The sequence below is a fragment of the Lentzea kristufekii genome (genome assembly GCF_033949925.1).
Lineage (GTDB): Bacteria > Actinomycetota > Actinomycetes > Mycobacteriales > Pseudonocardiaceae > Lentzea > Lentzea kristufekii.
On sequence record NZ_JAXAVV010000016.1, the window covers coordinates 190,871 to 207,145 of the forward strand.

Sequence of the window (16,275 nt, forward strand, 5' to 3'; positions counted from 1 at the left end):
CACCAGAACTCACGCGTGGACCTCCCCGGATCCTCGTGGCACCAGGCGCACCGGCAGCACGACGCGGCGCGGTGGTGAGTTGTCGCCATCCAGTCGGGCGAACAACAAATCGGTGGCCGCCTTGCCGAGCGCGCTCGCGTCGTGCGCGATCACGGTCACCGGCGGCGACAACAGGTCAGCGAGTTCGAAGTCGTCGAAGCCCACCAGCGCGGGCCTTTCGGCGACGCCCGCGAGCGCGCGCAGGACGTAGACGGTGATGCGGTTGTTGCCGGCCACGATCGCCGTCGCGGGCTCCCGCATGGTGTGCAGGCGCTGCAACGTGGTCCTGACGCTGCTTTCGTCGTGCGGCCCCATCGCCACGAGCTCCTCGTGGTACCCGATGCCCGCCCGCACGCACCCTTCGCGGTAACCGCGCAGGCGCTCGTTGGCCGTGAAGATGTCCGGCGCGTCACCGAGGAAAGCGATGCGGCGATGCCCGTGCGAGGCCAGGTGGGTGACCGCCTCGATCGTGCCGCCGATGTTGTCCACCAGCACAGTGTCGGCCACGACGTCACCCGCGGGCCGGTCCAGGAACACGACGGGCGTGCCCGCGCGCATCTCCGGCACCAGGTAGCTGTGCTGCAGGCCGGCGGGCACGATCAGCAGCCCGTCCACGCGCCTGCTGCAGAACTCCAGCGCCAGCTCGCGTTCACGCCCGGGGTCCTCGTCGGACGACCCCGAGATCACCTGTCTGCCGCGCAGCCGGGCGATTTCCTCGACAGCGCGGGTCACGCCGGAGTAGAACGGGTTGCCGACGTCCTCCAGCACCAGCCCGATCGTGCCGGTGGACGAGCCCCGGCGCAGGTTGCGGGCACTCAGGTTCCGCCGGAACCCGAGCTGGTCGATGGCCGCGAGCACGCGCTCGGCGGTGGACGGGTGCACGCCCGGCTCGTCGTTGACCACGCGCGAGACGGTCTTGATGCTCACGCCCGCGAGCCGCGCGACGTCGTTCATCGTCGCGCGACGTACCTTGCGCTGACCGGCTACGGGCCCGCTGGGGGACAACGTTGTCATAGTGGGCGTATCTCACCTCGGCTTTACGGCCTTGTCAACAGTTTCCTGCCCGGTCAAGGGGCTGCCGCGGGTGGACGCCCATGGCTCACAACGCTGCCTGGGACGCGACGAGCCGGGTCATGTGCGATGACGGTGTGACGCCGAGTTCGCGGTGCAGAAGGGCGCGGTAGTGCTGGTAGTGCCGCAATGCCGACCCGCAGTTGCCCTGGGCGAGGTGTGCCGCGATCACCGACCGGTGCGCGGTTTCCCGCACCGGATCGATGGAGATCGCGGTGAACGCGGCCTCCAGCGCGGCGAGGTGTGCGCCGGCCGAGATGAAGTGCTGGGCGATCGCCTCCAGCGCGTGCAGCCTGACCTGTTCCCAGCGCCGTCGTTCCGAGGTCAGCCACTCCTCCGGCCAGTACGGCAGCAGATCCCTCGACAACGCGCCGACGAGCTCGGCCACGCCCGCCGAAGCCGTGGCGCTGACGACGTGGTGTGCCGCTTCCACCGCACGGCAGAAGTCGATCGTCACCGCGGGGGACAGTCGCAACCGGTCCACCGAGAGGTCGACGACGGGCTGGTCCGTCGCACGGCGCAGATGCCACAACGCCTGCCGCACGTTGGCGGTCGCGCGCTGCCTGCGGCACTCGGGCCACAGCTGCTCGGCGGCGGCCTGCCGGCTCACCGCCTCGCCGTGGTGGATCGCGAGGAAGGCCAGCAACCGCTGGGCGCCCTTGGGCAGCACGACGTCCCCGCGGCCAGTGAGCAGCTCGAACCGGCCCAGCAACACCAGGTGCGCGCCATCGGCGTCTCTCATCGTGATCCTTCCGTCGGCCGTTCCGAGCATCGCCCGGTGGCGTCTCCGGGGCATCTCTCGTCCGCCTGCGGCGGCGTCCTCCCCTCGGCCGTCCGGTGGTGGCCCCTCAGTCGTGCGCGCACTTGACCGCCACCCGGTAGGGAGTCCGCGGCGACAGCGCGTCGCCGATCACCCGGCAGCCATAACGCCAATGGCCCAACGGACGCGCCTGTTCCGGTCCAGCCCATCGAGTGACGTCGATGCGGCGGCGACAGGACGTCGTGCGCTACGGCGACACCGGTGAGACGCGGGCACCGGAGCGTGTGCCACCGGGGTCGCACCGGCCCCGACGACATCCAGCGCAGGAGTGATCATGACGGACACCAAGAGCGTCACCATCCGCATCCCCGACGCGAAGCTCGAAGAGCTGAAGGACGCCGAGTACAAGCTCTGCTTCGCGAAGAAGGTGAACGACCACTACAACGTCGTGTGGAAGTCGGCCGACGACTACCTCACGGAGAACACCTTCTCGTGGCAGCCGCAGTACCGGCTCTACGGCGGCAAGATCGTGGAGGGCACGCCGAGGGTGCACGTCCAGACCAGGCAGGTGCCGATCGGCCTTGGTGAGGAGGCGACCCTCGACAAGGCGGGCGTCCTGAGCGACGCCTCCACCGGCGGCCCGGACACGGGAATCACGATGTACAACGAGTACGGCCCGATCCACCCCGGGCTGTCCGCGTACTCGACGGACATCGACGGCAAGACGACGCTGACTCCCATCTACTTCGCCGACAAACCGATCCTCGGAGGCGATCACCTCCTCCTCACACCGGTGGAGGTGGTTCAGGTCTGGTTCGAGCAGGACATCACCACGGGGACCGTGTTCAGCGACGACAAGACCAGGTCGGTGGAGATCGATCTGACCTCCGCCCACTCCGCGACCAGGAGCTACGACGGCACCAGGTGGTCGACGCCGAAGGCCGGTGCTCCCGGTGTCGACGTCGTGACGATCCTGACGATCGCCGCGACCCTGACCGCGGCCGTCAGCATCGTCGAACTCGCGTCGAAGATCAGCGCGAAGGTGGCCGAGGTCTACTCCGGCCTCAAGGTCGACGTCACCTCGCCGGACGGCTGGTCCGTCACGATCAAGTACAGCCAGCGGCCCGGCATCACCGGGGCCGAGTTGGCCCAGACGCGGGCGTTGTCGCAGAACCCCGCCATGAACGACCAGCTCACCGCGTACGCCCTGGAGGCGTTCGCGGTGAGTGGTGTGGGTTACACGTCGCTGATGGCTATTCCGGCCTGACGACTCGTGTTGTCCGAAACCAGACAAGTGATCGTTATTGTGTTGACCTGGACCGTGTGCGCTCAGCGATGATGCGATGACGGACAGCGCTTGTCCGGCGAGAAGACCCCCGGGCCGGGGTGCGCATGCGGCGGCGGTCGCACCCCGGCCCGGTCCCTCACCCGCTCCCGGACCACCCGACCGGACCACTCGGCCGTCCCGCCCGGCGCCGGAATCGCAACTAGGGTGAATCTCGTGGACGCACTGGATCCCATCGAGTCGGTCAACACCTTCATCGGCACGAAGGACGAGGGAAACACGTTCCCCGGCGCGTCCATGCCGTTCGGCAAGGCCCACTCCAGCCCGATCGGCTCCCACTACGCCGGCTACCGCTACGACGACCAGCAGATCCGCGGCTTCGGGCACTTCTTCCTGTCCGGCGCGGGGTGCTGGGAGCAGGGCGGGCTGGTCCCGATCCTCCCGGTCACCCAGCTGCCGCAGACCTTCGACCACAAGCGGTACGCCAGCGCGTACACGCACGACGGTGAGATCGGCAAGCCCGGCTACTACAAGGTGAAGCTGGACCGGGACATCACCGTCGAGTGCACCGCCACCACGAGGGCCGGCGTCGAGCGGTACACGTTCCCCGGTGGTGTCAGGGGCACGCTGCTCGTCAACGTCGGGCAGGCCAACGACAAGGAACCCGTCAGCGCCAGCTCCGTCAGGGTCGTGGACGACCGCACGATCACCGGAACCGTGGAGACGCAGGCCTTCTGCGGTGGCCGTCCGTACATCACGTACTTCACCACCAGGTTCGACCGTCCGTTCCAGGAGTTCGGCACCTGGGGCCCGTCCGGACCGAGGCCCGGCCAGCGGGAGTCCGCGGGAGGCGCCGGACTCCGGGGTGCCTGGGTCACGTTCGAACCGGGCCCGGTCACGGCCACGACCGCACTGTCCCAAGTGGATGCGCAGGGTGCTGCGAACAACCTGGAGACCGAGACCGCCGGCAAGACCTTCGACGACGTCCGCAACGAGGCGCAGGACGCCTGGCGCGCGGAGCTCGGCTGCATCGAGATCGAGACCGACGACTGGGACGAGCGCGCGGTCTTCTACACCGCGCTCTACCACGTGCTGCTCCAGCCGCTGACCGGCAGCGACGCCGACGGCCGGTACCGCGGCTTCGACAACGAGATCCACCAGGCCGACGGCTGGACCTACTACGAGTACTACTCGCTGTGGGACACCTACCGCGCCCACAACCAGCTCCTCGCGCTGATCCGCACGACCAGGAGCAAGGACATCGCGCGGAGCGTCCTGGCGATCCACGAGCAGGGCGGCTGGCTGCCGCGCTGGGCCTACGCGAACCAGGAGACCAACTGCATGACCGGCGACCCGGTCACGCCGTTCCTGGTCGACCTGTGGCGCTTCGGTCACCTCGCGGGCTTCGAAGAGCAGGCCTACCGGGCGTTGCTGCAGAACGCCGACGGCGTCCCGCCGCAGAGCTCCCGCTTCCAGGGCAGGTCCGGCAACCCGAACTACCTCGCCAAGGGCTTCGTCCAGTACGACAAGCGCTTCCCGAAGAAGGGGCAGGACACCGATCCGCACCACGGCGCGTCGGCGACCCTGGAGTACGCGCTGGCCGATGCCACGCTCGCGATCATGGCCGAGGCGCTGGGCCACACCGAGGACGCCGAACGACTGCGCGCGCGGGGCCTCAACCACCGCGCCCTCTGGGACAACAGCGTCACGGACCGGGGCTTCACCGGGTTCCCGCGGCCCAAGCTGCAGAACGGCGCCTGGCTCACCCCGTTCACGCCGCAGGGGCCGGAGGGGTTCCACGAGGGAACGGCGTGGCAGTACCAGTGGCTGTGCCAGCACGACATCACCGGGCTGATCACGGCGCTCGGCGGCAAGGCGGCGGCCGAGGCGCGGCTGGACGACTTCTTCGCCTACCCCGACCTGCTCGTCGACCCGAAGCGGACGGTCCGCGAGAAGTGGGTCGTCGGGCCGTACGACTACTACAACCAGTTCAGGTACAACCCGAACAACGAACCCGATCTGCACGTGCCGTGGATGTACGCGCTCATCGGCAGGCCGGAGAAGACGTCGGTGGTCGTGCGGGCCGCGCAGACGTTGTTCGTCAACGGGCCGGCGGGCGTCACGGGCAACGACGACCTCGGCACCATGTCGGCCTGGTACGTGTTCAGCGCGCTCGGGATGTATCCGGCGGTGCCGGGGACCGGTGAGTTCGTGCCGCACGCCCCGCGGTTCACGAGGGCCGTGATCCACCTCGAGAACGGCAGGGACGTCGTGATCGAGGCGGAGGCGGCCGACGTCACGAAGACGCAGGTGGTGCAGCGCATCCGGAGCGGCTGGCGCTCGAAGGCGAAGGACCGGATCGAACTCGCGGAACTGGTCTCGGGCACCACGCTGGTGGTCGACCTCCGCACACCTTCCAACTGAGACGCCGCGACGGTCGTACGCTCGTGTGATGGGTGTTTGCCCGAGCTGTGGCACGGAGTTCGCGTCCCTGCCGTCGCGGGCGCGGTACTGCTCGAACGCGTGCCGTCAGCGTGCCTACCGCCGGCGTTCCACGGGTACGTCCACTGTGGTCGCCGAGCTGCCCGGCCACGACGACGCGTTCGTCGGCAGGGAGCGCGAGCTGACGGAGCTGCTTTCGTTGCTGCGCAAGCACAGGATGCTCACGCTCGTGGGGTCGGCCGGGGTCGGGAAGACCCGGCTCGCGGTCGAGCTCGCCAGGCGGGCCAGACGCGCCGAGGTCCGCACGGTCGAGCTGGGCAGGCTGAGCCGGCCGGAGCAGGTGGTGGAAGCGTTCGCGGAAGCCGTTGGCGTGTACCAACGTGCCGGTGTCGCGTTGCGGACGACGTTGCTCCAGGAACTGGGCAACCGGCGAATCCTGCTGCTCGTCGACAACTGCGAGCATCTCGTCGAGGAATGTTGTGCCGTCGTGGACGCGCTGTTGTCGCGCTGTCCGAACGTGCAGGTCCTCGCGACCAGCAGGGAAGCGTTGAGATCCATCGGTGAGGTCGTCTACCCGCTGCACGGCATGGCCGACGCGGCGGAGTTGTTCGTCGAACGCGCCGCAGTGAGCGGCGACCCCGACGTGATCGCGGAGATCTGCGCAGGGCTGGACGGCGTGCCGCTGGCAGTCGAACTGGCGGCGAAGCTCTCTGCCTCCGTGCCGTTGCGCGAGCTCGCGGACCGCCTCGACCACCGGCTCGACCTGCTCGGCGGCCTGCGTGCGGCCATCGCGTGGAGCCACGACCTGCTGACCGCGGGCGAGCAGGCGCTGTTCCGGAGGCTCGCGCTGCTGCCCGGCGGGTTCGGGCTCGACATCGCCCAGGTCGTCCACGGTGGCGAGGTGATCGGGCTGCTCACGGCGTTGCAGGCGAAGTCCTTGGTGGTGCGGGACAACGACGGCCGGTTCCGGATGCTCGAATCCGTTCGCCTCTACGCCGGGGAACGGCTGGAGGAACACGGCGAGCACGCGGTGACGGCGGAACGGATCATCGCGTGGCTGTGCGAGAAGGGCGAACCCGGTGTCTCGTCGTCGATCCTCACGCCGGAGCAGGTGAAGGCGCAGCACCGGGAGTACGACAACGCGGCGTACGCGTTCGCTCGCCTGGTGCAGCCGCGGGACGATCGGCGGCTGTTGCTCGCCACGATGCTGCTCAGGGTGTGCTTCGACCGCGGGTGCTTCGCCCGGGCCGGCGCGGTCCTGATGCAGGTGCTGCACCAGTCGCCCGCCGACGCCCGTTACCGGATCCTCGCGCTGGAGTACGCGTCTCTGCTGGCGAGCCACGAGGAACGGCACGAGGAGGCGGTGAAGTACGCCACCGAGGCGATCGAGACGGCGGAGTCCGGCGGGCAGGATCTGATCATGTGCCGCCTGTTCCGGACGTTGGCGGGCGCTCACGACGGCATGGGCGACGTGTCGAACGCCGCAGAGGCGTTGCACCGGTCGATCCAGTACGGCGTACGCAACGGCAACGACGTGAGTGTCGCTGTGTCGAGCCAGAACCTCGGCTGGCGGCTGCTCGCCGACGGTGCCGTCGAAGCCGCCGCCGCGCTGGTCGACGGCGCGTTGCCGGTGCTCAGAGCCCATGCACGGCAGGACGTCGTGGCCATCGCGGTGCACACGGCGGGCTGCATCGCGTTGGAGCGCGGGGACTTGGTGACGGCAGGGGCCCGGTTCGCGGAGAGCGTGCGGATGACAGCGGACACACCGCGGGCCGCGCTGGAGCCGGTCGAGGGCCGCGGCCTGGTCGCGATCGCGTCCGGCCGGCACGAGCTCGGCGTGCGGCTTCTGGTCGCCTGTCAGCAGATGCGCGCGACGTGGGTCGTCCCGCCGGAAGCGTGGTGGCGGCGGAAGACGGCCGCCGCGCTGGACCTCGCGCGGGAATCCCTTTCCCGGTCGGCATTTCAGCGAGCACTCGGCGCGGGCAGGGCGATGGACGCGCGGCACGCCCTGGAAACCGCGCTGGACAGCGAGTCGGTGCGGCACCCGCTGCTCAGCGACCGGCAGCGGATGGTCGTCGAACTGGTGGCGCGGGGACTGACGAACGCGCAGGTCGCGGCGAAGCTCGGCATCTCGCACCGCACCGTGGAATCCCACGTGCACAACGTGAAGACCACGCTGGACCTCTCGACTCGCGCGCAGCTCACGGCCTGGGCCCGGTCGCACTGACGCGTCCAACTGAGACGTAACACTGCGGTACATCCGGATGACTTCTGGCCCCCTGCCGTTCATGGTGAGCACGACTGCGGAAGGGGAGGGGGCGACGTGGAACCGTTCCGTCTGCTGCACCCCGACCTCGTGCCGCAGCGGCGCGAGTCGCTGCAGCACGCCGCGTCCATGCTCGTCCAGATGGGGCTGGACGACACCGTGCTCTCGGCGTCGCCCGTGCACCAGCGCCTCGCGCGCGTGGTCCTCGCGAGCAGCGGCGTCATCGAGTGGACGCCCGGCTACCCGGCCGAGGACTCCTGCCTCGACGAGAGCTTCGGTGTCGTGCGGGTCGGTGGTGACCGCGGCGGCGTCTTCCTCTCCGGCGTCCTCATCGCCTACCTCGACGTGCTGGAGAACGCGGCCAGGATGGGCACCTCGATCTCCGAGGACTCCTGGCGCACCCTGCTCTGGGCACCGACCGCGCTCTTCGACCACGTGCTGCGCCGCCCCCAGGTCGGCATGACCGTCGTGACGCCCGGCTGCGGCACCGAGAACCTCCCGCTCGAACGCGTCCAGGCCGGACAGCGCCTCTACCTCGCGCTGATGCAGGCCGTCCGGTTCGCCGTGAGCGGTGTCGTGCGCGCACAGGACGACTGCCCGCTCGTCGAGGACTGCGTCACGCTCGCGACGGCGTGCCTGCGTGCCGCGGCGGTGGCGCTCGCGTTCGCCGCCGACGTTCCCGGCCACGCGCCGCAGCCCGTCGTGGAGACCGCCGAGCACCGCTACCTGTGGCAGGTGATCAGCGAGGTCCGCGCGGCCGTTCCCCGTGCCCGCTTCGAGCAGTTCGCCGCGGCGCTACGCCGGTTGAACGACGTCTACACCGCTTGCCCGTTGCTCGTCGCGGGCGGCTGACCTCGTTCGTCTCGACTTCGCGGCGACTTTCGTCGTTCCGCGCCGCGGTGTGACAGGTGCTGACCTACCGTCTCGCCCATGACGGAGGAACGGTCGGCGGTCGTGGTGCGGGACGTCCGCAAGAGCTACGGCGACCTGAAAGCGGTGGACGGGGTCTCGTTCACCGTGGCGGAGGGCGAGTTCTTCGGCATCCTGGGGCCCAACGGCGCCGGGAAGACCACCACGCTGGAGATCGTCGAAGGCCTGCGCAAGCCCGACAGCGGCGAGGTGCGGCTGCTCGGTGAGAGTCCGTGGCCGCGCAACCTGAAGTTGTTGCCGCGCATCGGTGTCCAGCTCCAGGCGACCGCGTTCTTCGACAAGCTGACCGCGAAAGAACAGCTGCAGACGTTCGGCGCGCTCTACGGCGTGAGCGCCGGCACGGCCGCGGACATGCTGGAGCTGGTCGGGCTCGCGGACAAGGCGAACGAGCAGGAGAGCAAGCTCTCCGGCGGCCAGCGCCAACGGCTCTCGATCGCCTGCGCGCTCGTGCACGACCCGGACATCGTGTTCCTCGACGAACCGACCGCGGCGCTCGACCCGCAGGCCCGCCGCAACCTCTGGGACGTGCTGCGCGCCATCAAGGAACGCGGCAAGACCATCGTCTACACCACGCACTACCTCGACGAGGCCGAGATCCTCTGCGACCGCGTGGCCATCATGGACACCGGCAGGATCCTCGCGCTCGACCGGCCGGCGGTGCTGGTGCGCGGCCTCGACGCGCCGACCCACGTGACGCTGCAGAAGGGTGTTCTGTCCGTTGTGGACGCTTCCGCGCTCGACGGCGTCGACGAGGCCCACGAGGACGAGGTCTCGCTGACGCTCTCCACGCGCCGCCCCGCTCCTGTGCTCTCGGCGCTGGCCGAACGCGGCGCGCTCGACGGCCTGCAGGTCCGCACGGCCACCCTCGAAGACGTCTTCCTCAACCTGACCGGCCGGGAGTACCGCGCATGACCGCGTTCAAGACGCTTTCGGTGGCGATGCTCAAGGGTTTCGTCCGGGACAAGGTGACGCTGTTCTTCACCTTCCTGTTCCCGTTGATGTTCCTCGTCATCTTCGGCCTGGTCCTGCGCGACGCCGGTGCGGACAAGACCAGGATCGCGCTGGTCGGCGACGGCCCGATCGTGTCCGCGCTGCGCGACAGCGGCGCGCTGGAGTTCGAGTCGTACAACGACGTCGATGCCGCCGTGCGGAAGGTGAAGGACGGCGACCTCCCGGCCGCCTTGATCATCCGCGGGCAGCAGGTCGACGTGCGGTTCGCGCAGAGCGACCAGGTGCAGTCGGCGACCGTGCTCGGGATCATCAACGGGTTCGTGGACAGGGCGAACCTCGCCGCGACCGGTCAGCCGCCGACCTTCACGTTCGCCGCGGAGAAGGTCGAGGACGCCTCGCTCAAGCCGATCCAGTTCCTGACGCCGGGCATCCTGTCGTGGGGTGTGGCGGTCTCGGCGGTGTTCGGTTCGGCACTGACTCTCGTGTCGTGGCGGCGCAAGCAGGTGCTGCGGCGCATCCGGCTCGCACCGATCTCGACGGCCTCGGTGCTGTCGTCGCGGATCCTGGTGAGCACCGGCGTCGCGCTGGTCCAGGGAGCGACCTTCATCGGAATCGCCTCGCTGCCGGTGTTCGGGCTCCAGCTGTCAGGGCAGTGGTGGCTCGCGATTCCGTTGCTGCTGCTGGGAACCATCGCGTTCTTCGCACTCGGCATGCTGGTCGGCGCGTTCGCCAAGACCGAGGAGGCGGCGTCGGCGGCCGCGAACATCGTGGTGCTGCCGATGGCGTTCCTGTCCGGCACGTTCTTCCCCGTCGACCAGGCGCCCGCGTGGCTGCAGACCGTCTCGAAGATCTTCCCGTTGCGGCACATGAACGACGGCATGCTCGACGTGCTGGTGCGGGGCAAGGGGATCGAGGCGCTGGTGGTGCCGGGGGCGATCCTGATCGGGTTCTCGCTGGTGGTCGGGTTCGCCGCCTCCCGCGTCTTCAAATGGGAGGAATGAGACATACCCTGACAGGCCCGGTGGTCGTGTGCTCCCCGTCACGGTTCATGATGGGGAGCCATGACGTTCTCCAGCGTGGTCGGACGGTTCCGGATCCTCGCCCTGGCCGAGGCCATCTCCTGGGCGGGCCTGCTGCTCGGGATGTTCTTCAAGTACGTCGTCGTGCAGAACGAGATCGGCGTCAAGATCTTCGGCCCGATCCACGGCTTCGTCTTCGTCGCCTTCATCCTCGTCACGCTGATGACGAAGGAACCGCTGAAGTGGAACGCCCGCACGCTGGTCCTCGGCCTGCTGTCGAGCATCCCGCCGTTCGGCACGGTGCTCTTCGAGCGCTGGGCCTCGAAGAGCGGCCGTCTCAGCGAGCCGGTCGCCGAACAGCTCTGAGCTGCCTCTCGGGGTCTCCGCGGTGGTAGATCCGCTCGGACTCCTCGATGTTGTCCAGGAACTGCTGGTACTGCACCGCGAGCAACAGGTGCGCGGCGCGGCGGGCGGTGTCGAGGGCTTCCAGCGGGCGGCTGTCCGGCCGGTGCCGCAACCAGGCTTCGCTCCACACGTGCCGGATCAGGTCGTGCAGTTCGGGGCGGCAGAACTCGATGAGCCGGCCCGCGTCCAGTGCGGGATGGCCCCAGACGACGTCCGACCAGTCGATGACCACGCCGCTGCTGAACCAGTTGCCGGGGTGGAAGTCGCCGTGCACCAACGTGTCCGGCAGTCCGAACGACGGCATCGGCACGACGCACGGCCGTACTCGGGGCTCACCCGCCAGCGCGTGCTGCACCGCGACCCAGCGCGGCACGATCTCCTCGACGTGCTCGGGCCTGGTGTCCCAGCAGTCCTCGCCGGGAACCTCGCCGAGCAGCACGCGCAACGGTGCGCCGGCCAGCACTTCCGGCACCAGGCCGGGGTCGTGGGCGGCGACCATCCTGATCACCTCGCCCTCGTTCGCGAAGAACGGCGGGACGGCCTTCAGCCACGCGGAGCCGTGCGCGGTGGGCAGGCGGTGCACGCTCGACAGGTTCCACGACTTCACCTGGACGGCCGGTCCGGTGCGGTCGACGTGCTCGTCGGCCCACGCGACCAGGTCGGACGGGCCGCCCGGCCGTGCCCACGGCAGCCTGTGCGGAGCGTCCGGGGCGAGTTCCTCCGCCGGGTGGAGGTGCGTTCGGTCAGGTTCGCCGTGCGCCTCGACGTGGTAGGTGACCAGGCCGCCACCGGACCGTTCGCCGCCCTCCGCGGAGACCAGCCTGAGCACGCTCGTCCGGACGCCCAGCAGTCGTTCCAGCACGTCGTTGACGGGTTCGACGTCCGCCCACCAGCGCGAGCCGACCTCGATCGCGTCCGTGCGGCCCGCGAACCCGTCCGGGGTGCTGACCAGGGCGATGATCGACCGTTCGCTCACGGGGTGACCAGGCGCAGGGCCTCGCGGAGCTCGATCTGCGGGTCGCCCTCGTGGTAGATCCGTTCGGACGCCTCGATGTTGTCGAGGAACTCCTGGTACTTCACCGCGTTGTGCAGCCGGGACGCGCGGGGCGCGACCTTCAGGGCTTCCAGCGGCTGGCTGTCCGGGCGGTGCGAGAGCCACGCCTCGCTCCACACGCGGCGGATCAGGTCGTGCAGTTCGGGCTTGGCGTACTCCATGAGCCGGCACGCGTCGAGCGCCGGGTGGCCCCAGACCGCGTCGGACCAGTCGATGACCACTCCGCTGCTGCGCCAGTTGCCGGGGTGGAAGTCGCCGTGGGTGAGCGTGTCGGGCAAGCCGAAGTCCGGCATCGGCACGGCCGACGGCCGCAGCTGCGCCTCGCCCGCCAGCGCGTGCTGGACGGCGACCCAGCGCGGTACGACGTCCTCGATCTGCTCAGGGGTCACCGGCCAGCAGTTGGCGCCCTCGGCCTGGCTGAGCAGCACGCGGTTCGGCGCGTCGGCCAGCACGTCGGGCACCAGGGTGGGGTCGTGGGCGGCGACCATCTTGATCACCGTGCCCTCGTCGGCGAAGAACGGCGGCACGGCCTTGAGCCAGACCGGTCCCCGCGTGGTGGGAAGCCGGTGCACGCTGGAGAGGTTCCACGTCCGCACCTGGGTCGCCGGGCCGGTGCGGGTGATCACCGAGTCCGCCCATTCCACGAGGTCGGACGGGCCGCCGAGCCGCGCCCACGGCAGCCTGTGCTCGGCGTCGGGTTCGGGGGCGTCAGCCGGTTCGAGGTGGGTTCGGCCGGGTTCGCCGTGCGCCTCGACGTGGTAGGTGACGACGCCGCCGAACGGCACCTTGCCGCCCTCCGCCGAGATCAGGCGCAGGACGCTGGTCTCCACTCCGAGCAGGTCGCGCAGGGCGTTGTTGATCGGCTCGACGTGGTTCCAGTTCGGTGTCTCGACCGGGATCGTCCTGGTGCGCCCGGTGAAGCCGCTGGGCGTGCTGACGAGCGCGACGATGGAGCGGTCCGGTCGATCCCACATGAGCCCATCAGGCCACAGGCCGGCCTGACCGCCCAACCGAATTAATCCTCGAAGTCGCCGCTGGCCCTGCGGACCTTCGCGAGCAGGTCCGTGAGCTGCTCGGTCTGGCGGTCGGTGAGGCCCTTGAGACCGAGGTTCACGTCGACGACGGCCGCGGTCGCGCTCTCCCGGCGCTGCAGTCCGGCGTCGGTGATCTCGACCAGCGTGGTGCGGCGGTCGGTCGGGTGCGGCGTGCGGCGGACGAGGCCGTCGCTCTCCAGCCGGTCGACGATGTTGGTGACGCTCGTCGGGTGCAGCTGCAGGCGCTCACCCATCACGCGCATCGGCAGCGCGCCCTTGCGGGAGAAGTAGAGCAGCACCAACGCCTCGTAGCGCGCGAACGTGAGTCCGTGCGGCTTGAGGGCTGCGTCCACGGCGGACTGGATGATTTGCTGGACACGCATGACGCTCGTGACGGCTGCCATCGCCGTGGCGGAACCCACCCGGTCGTCCCACAGTTCGGCCGCGCGGGCGATCGGATCGAACGGCAGCGGTGTCATGGGCACGGAAGCTACCAGTCAGTACCACTCGTGGATCAGCAGGAGGCACGTGTGCTTGTCGCGTTCAGCGTTGCTCCGTCCGGTTCGGACGAATCCGGAAGTGTCGCGAAAGCGGTCGCCGAGGCGATCCGGGTCGTGCGGGAGTCCGGCCTGCCCAATGAGACGAACGCGATGTTCACCCTGATCGAGGGGGAGTGGGACGAGGTGATGGACGTGGTCAAACGCGCGACGGAAGCCGTGCAGGCCAGCGCCTCGCGCGTGTCGCTCGTCCTCAAGGCGGACATCCGGCCCGGCTATTCCGGTCAACTGAGGGCCAAGGTCGAACGCGTCGAGGAGCACCTCTCCGACACGCCGTGATTCAGAACGCGGCGAGGCGTCTCCTCGGATGGCCGAACGTTCTACGCCGTGACGGTGAGCGCACCCGTGCGCCGGGGTCCACTGGGTTAGCGTGTCGGGCGTGGACGCGAGACAGCTGTGGTTGAGGTTCGAGCCCTACCACGACGTCACGTATTTCACGCCCGAATCCCGCGCGGCGACGGACGCGCTGGGCTGCAAGGGCGGCTGGATGGGCTACTTCGGCATGCGCGCCGCACCTCTGGGCGCCGCGTCGCCGGAACTGTCGACGGCGGTCTTCTACAACTTCGCACCGCGCATGGTCTCCCGCGCGCTGCCGGACGCGTGGGCGGTCGCCTCGCCCTCCACGTACCTGCGGGTGCGGCTGGAAGGCGTCGACGGAGCGTTGCGGCGCCTGCTGGGCTCGGTCGACACCGCGGAGATCGCCGAGGCGGCGACGCTGGCCAGGACGGCTGCTCTCGCGGCCCCCATCGCCGGGCGTCCGCTGGCCGCCGCGAACCGTGCGTTGCCGTGGCCCATCGAACCTCATCTGGCCCTGTGGCACGCCTGCACGATCTTGCGCGAGGCCCGCGGCGACGGCCACGTGGCAGCCCTGGTGGCCGCGGGCGTGGGCCCGTGCCAAGCGCTTGCGCTCTACGCGCGTGAGCATTCCCTCGATCCGGCATACATGCGCACCGCGCGTGGTTGGACTGTCGAAGAATGGGAAGCGGTTTCTGATCTGCCCGGCGACCTTGCCGCAGTCGAGCGTGCGACCGACATGGCCGCTCTCGCACCGTGGGAAGCGCTGGGTGCAGTTGGTACAAAGCGGTTCATCGACCTGATGACACCGCTTGCTCTACGCATCGCCTCAGCCAACGAGGCGATGCGCGTCAACCCGATGGCCCTGGACCCGGTCCGGGAACTAGCCGTGCCAGGATGGAACACGTGACAAGGCCTGATCCTCGCAAGACCGCCGCACTGTCCGCCGCACTCTCCGGCGCCGTCGACCTGGGCGCCCTGAAGGCCCGCGCCGACGCTGCCCGCACCGCCGCTGCCACGCCGGCCCCCGCCGGTGGTGCCCCCGCACCCGACAACGGTTCCGCGCCGTGGATCGTGGACGTCACCGAGGCCTCCTTCCAGGCCGTGGTCGAGCAGTCCCTGCAGGTGCCCGTCGTGGTGCTGCTGGGTGCTTCCTACAGCCCCGAGTCTCAGCAGCTGGCTGCTTCGCTGACCCGGTTCGCCACCGCTTCCGGTGGGGCCTGGATCTTGGCGCGGGTCGACTTGGAGATCGCCCCCCGGATCGGGCAGGCGTTCGGTGTCCAGTCGGTGCCGACGACCGTGGCTGTTGCCGCTGGTCAGCCCATTGACGCTTTTGCCGGGCCCATCGCGGACGCTGAGTTGTCGCAGTGGATCGCTCGGTTGCTGGATGCTCTGCGGGAGCGGTTGCCCGGGATTCGGGCTGGGGAGGCTCGGGCCGGGGCAGTTCCTGGTGTTGAGGAAGACGTTGTCGAGGACCCTCGGATCGTTGCTGCTGAGGAAGCTTTTGAGCGTGGCGATTATGTTGCTGCTCAGGGGTACTACTCGGAGATTCTTGCTTCTGAGCCTGGGAATGAGCTGGCCAAGGAAGGGCTTGCTCAGGCTCGGTTCGCTGAGCGGGCTGAGGCTGTGGATCCTGCTGTGATCGCCAAGGCTGATTCGGCGCCTGAGGACATCGATGCTCAGCTTGCTGCTGCTGATGCTGAGGTTGCCGGGCAGATGGTTGATGAGGCTTTCTCGAGGTTGGTTGAGACTGTTCGGCGGGTTTACGGGGAGGATCGGGATCGGGTTCGGCAGCATTTGGTCGGGCTGTTCGAGCTGTTCCCGGCTGATGATCCTCGGGTTGCTGCGGCTCGGCGGAAGCTGGCTTCCGCGCTGTACTGATCTTGTCGGACCCTGTGAGTAGGTTGAGTTGTAGGGGGTCTCGGATCGGAGGGACGCCTGCGTCAGCGTGCCGCGACCTGGCGGGTGGTCACCTTTGCGTGCCGCGACCTGGCGGGTGGGTCCCCTTGCGGGCGGCCCGGCTTGGGTTGCGTGCTTCCCCTGGGGGCTCTGCCCCCAGACCCCCGGCAATCTGATCGGGGGGTGGCGCCGCCCGTAGGTAGATGGCACGCCTGTTGCTTTGGGCGGCCGCCGGTTGCTCAGAGGGTGCGTTGGCGGTGGGATCCCAT

The 16,275-nt window shown here is 69.3% G+C and carries 15 protein-coding genes; 10 read left to right on the forward strand and 5 right to left on the reverse strand.

Features of this window, described 5'->3' with window-relative positions; translation table 11 throughout:
- Positions 1-9 precede the first annotated feature (9 nt).
- Together SK571_RS30120 and SK571_RS30125 are read right to left on the reverse strand one after the other, a co-directional pair.
- Positions 10-993 carry a LacI family DNA-binding transcriptional regulator gene (locus tag SK571_RS30120; protein ID WP_319987454.1) on the reverse strand — a complete coding sequence of 328 codons (984 nt, stop codon included), beginning with the start codon at positions 991-993 and terminating at the stop codon, positions 10-12.
- 145 nt (positions 994-1,138) lie between these two features.
- Complete coding sequence (locus tag SK571_RS30125; protein WP_319987455.1) at positions 1,139-1,852, reverse strand: AfsR/SARP family transcriptional regulator; 714 nt, start codon at positions 1,850-1,852, stop codon at positions 1,139-1,141.
- A 352-nt stretch (positions 1,853-2,204) separates the two neighbouring features.
- Here SK571_RS30125 and SK571_RS30130 point away from each other — a divergent pair, with 352 nt between their 5' ends.
- From SK571_RS30130 to SK571_RS30160, 7 genes are all read left to right on the forward strand, one after another.
- Positions 2,205-3,137, forward strand: a complete 933-nt coding sequence (locus SK571_RS30130) for a hypothetical protein (protein WP_319987456.1) — start codon at positions 2,205-2,207, stop codon at positions 3,135-3,137.
- A gap of 225 nt (positions 3,138-3,362) precedes the next feature.
- Positions 3,363-5,579: a GH92 family glycosyl hydrolase gene (locus SK571_RS30135; RefSeq protein ID WP_406602056.1), complete on the forward strand. Its 2,217-nt coding sequence runs from the start codon at positions 3,363-3,365 to the stop codon at positions 5,577-5,579.
- A gap of 28 nt (positions 5,580-5,607) precedes the next feature.
- Entirely contained in the window at positions 5,608-7,824 is a 2,217-nt protein-coding gene (locus SK571_RS30140) for a LuxR C-terminal-related transcriptional regulator (protein ID WP_319987458.1), read from the forward strand.
- 96 nt (positions 7,825-7,920) lie between these two features.
- Positions 7,921-8,715 carry a hypothetical protein gene (locus SK571_RS30145; protein WP_319987459.1) on the forward strand — a complete coding sequence of 265 codons (795 nt, stop codon included), beginning with the start codon at positions 7,921-7,923 and terminating at the stop codon, positions 8,713-8,715.
- Between the two features lie 78 nt (positions 8,716-8,793).
- Positions 8,794-9,705: an ABC transporter ATP-binding protein gene (locus tag SK571_RS30150; protein WP_319987460.1), complete on the forward strand. Its 912-nt coding sequence runs from the start codon at positions 8,794-8,796 to the stop codon at positions 9,703-9,705.
- Positions 9,702-10,745: an ABC transporter permease gene (locus tag SK571_RS30155; protein ID WP_319987461.1), complete on the forward strand. Its 1,044-nt coding sequence runs from the start codon at positions 9,702-9,704 to the stop codon at positions 10,743-10,745. Before SK571_RS30150 ends, SK571_RS30155 begins: the two co-directional genes overlap by 4 nt.
- Positions 10,746-10,805: 60 nt before the next feature.
- Complete coding sequence (locus tag SK571_RS30160; RefSeq protein WP_319987462.1) at positions 10,806-11,129, forward strand: DUF3817 domain-containing protein; 324 nt, start codon at positions 10,806-10,808, stop codon at positions 11,127-11,129.
- Here SK571_RS30160 and SK571_RS30165 read toward each other — a convergent pair.
- The 3 genes from SK571_RS30165 to SK571_RS30175 are packed head-to-tail and all read right to left on the reverse strand — an operon-like array spanning position 11,101 to position 13,735.
- Positions 11,101-12,144, reverse strand: coding sequence for a phosphotransferase family protein (locus SK571_RS30165; RefSeq protein WP_319987463.1), 1,044 nt, complete (start codon positions 12,142-12,144; stop codon positions 11,101-11,103). The genes SK571_RS30160 and SK571_RS30165 overlap by 29 nt on opposite strands.
- Complete coding sequence (locus SK571_RS30170; protein WP_319987464.1) at positions 12,141-13,196, reverse strand: phosphotransferase; 1,056 nt, start codon at positions 13,194-13,196, stop codon at positions 12,141-12,143. The genes SK571_RS30165 and SK571_RS30170 overlap by 4 nt, the downstream gene beginning before the upstream one ends.
- Before the next feature lie 41 nt (positions 13,197-13,237).
- Positions 13,238-13,735: a MarR family winged helix-turn-helix transcriptional regulator gene (locus SK571_RS30175; protein ID WP_090008643.1), complete on the reverse strand. Its 498-nt coding sequence runs from the start codon at positions 13,733-13,735 to the stop codon at positions 13,238-13,240.
- A 51-nt stretch (positions 13,736-13,786) separates the two neighbouring features.
- On the opposite strand from SK571_RS30175, the gene SK571_RS30180 reads away from it, so the two are divergent.
- The 3 genes from SK571_RS30180 to SK571_RS30190 all read left to right on the forward strand — a co-directional run bounded on the left by SK571_RS30180 (position 13,787) and on the right by SK571_RS30190 (position 15,988).
- Complete coding sequence (locus tag SK571_RS30180; RefSeq protein WP_319987465.1) at positions 13,787-14,092, forward strand: MTH1187 family thiamine-binding protein; 306 nt, start codon at positions 13,787-13,789, stop codon at positions 14,090-14,092.
- A gap of 100 nt (positions 14,093-14,192) precedes the next feature.
- A complete protein-coding gene (locus SK571_RS30185) occupies positions 14,193-15,017 on the forward strand; it encodes an SCO6745 family protein (RefSeq protein WP_319987466.1) in 825 nt (274 codons plus the stop codon).
- Positions 15,014-15,988 (forward strand): tetratricopeptide repeat protein, encoded by a 975-nt coding sequence (locus SK571_RS30190; RefSeq protein ID WP_319987467.1) that lies wholly within the window; start codon positions 15,014-15,016, stop codon positions 15,986-15,988. The genes SK571_RS30185 and SK571_RS30190 overlap by 4 nt, the downstream gene beginning before the upstream one ends.
- Positions 15,989-16,275 lie beyond the last annotated feature (287 nt).

Bases quoted from the DNA above. Each gene is read 5' to 3' on its own strand.
- SK571_RS30120 (WP_319987454.1), bottom strand. From the start codon at position 993: ATGAACGACGTCGCGCGGCTCGCGGGCGTGAGCATCAAGACCGTCTCG.
- SK571_RS30125 (WP_319987455.1), bottom strand. From the start codon at position 1,852: ATGAGAGACGCCGATGGCGCGCACCTGGTGTTGCTGGGCCGGTTCGAG.
- SK571_RS30130 (WP_319987456.1), top strand. From the start codon at position 2,205: ATGACGGACACCAAGAGCGTCACCATCCGCATCCCCGACGCGAAGCTC.
- SK571_RS30140 (WP_319987458.1), top strand. From the start codon at position 5,608: ATGGGTGTTTGCCCGAGCTGTGGCACGGAGTTCGCGTCCCTGCCGTCG.
- SK571_RS30150 (WP_319987460.1), top strand. From the start codon at position 8,794: ATGACGGAGGAACGGTCGGCGGTCGTGGTGCGGGACGTCCGCAAGAGC.
- SK571_RS30155 (WP_319987461.1), top strand. From the start codon at position 9,702: ATGACCGCGTTCAAGACGCTTTCGGTGGCGATGCTCAAGGGTTTCGTC.
- SK571_RS30160 (WP_319987462.1), top strand. From the start codon at position 10,806: ATGACGTTCTCCAGCGTGGTCGGACGGTTCCGGATCCTCGCCCTGGCC.
- SK571_RS30170 (WP_319987464.1), bottom strand. From the start codon at position 13,196: ATGTGGGATCGACCGGACCGCTCCATCGTCGCGCTCGTCAGCACGCCC.
- SK571_RS30175 (WP_090008643.1), bottom strand. From the start codon at position 13,735: ATGACACCGCTGCCGTTCGATCCGATCGCCCGCGCGGCCGAACTGTGG.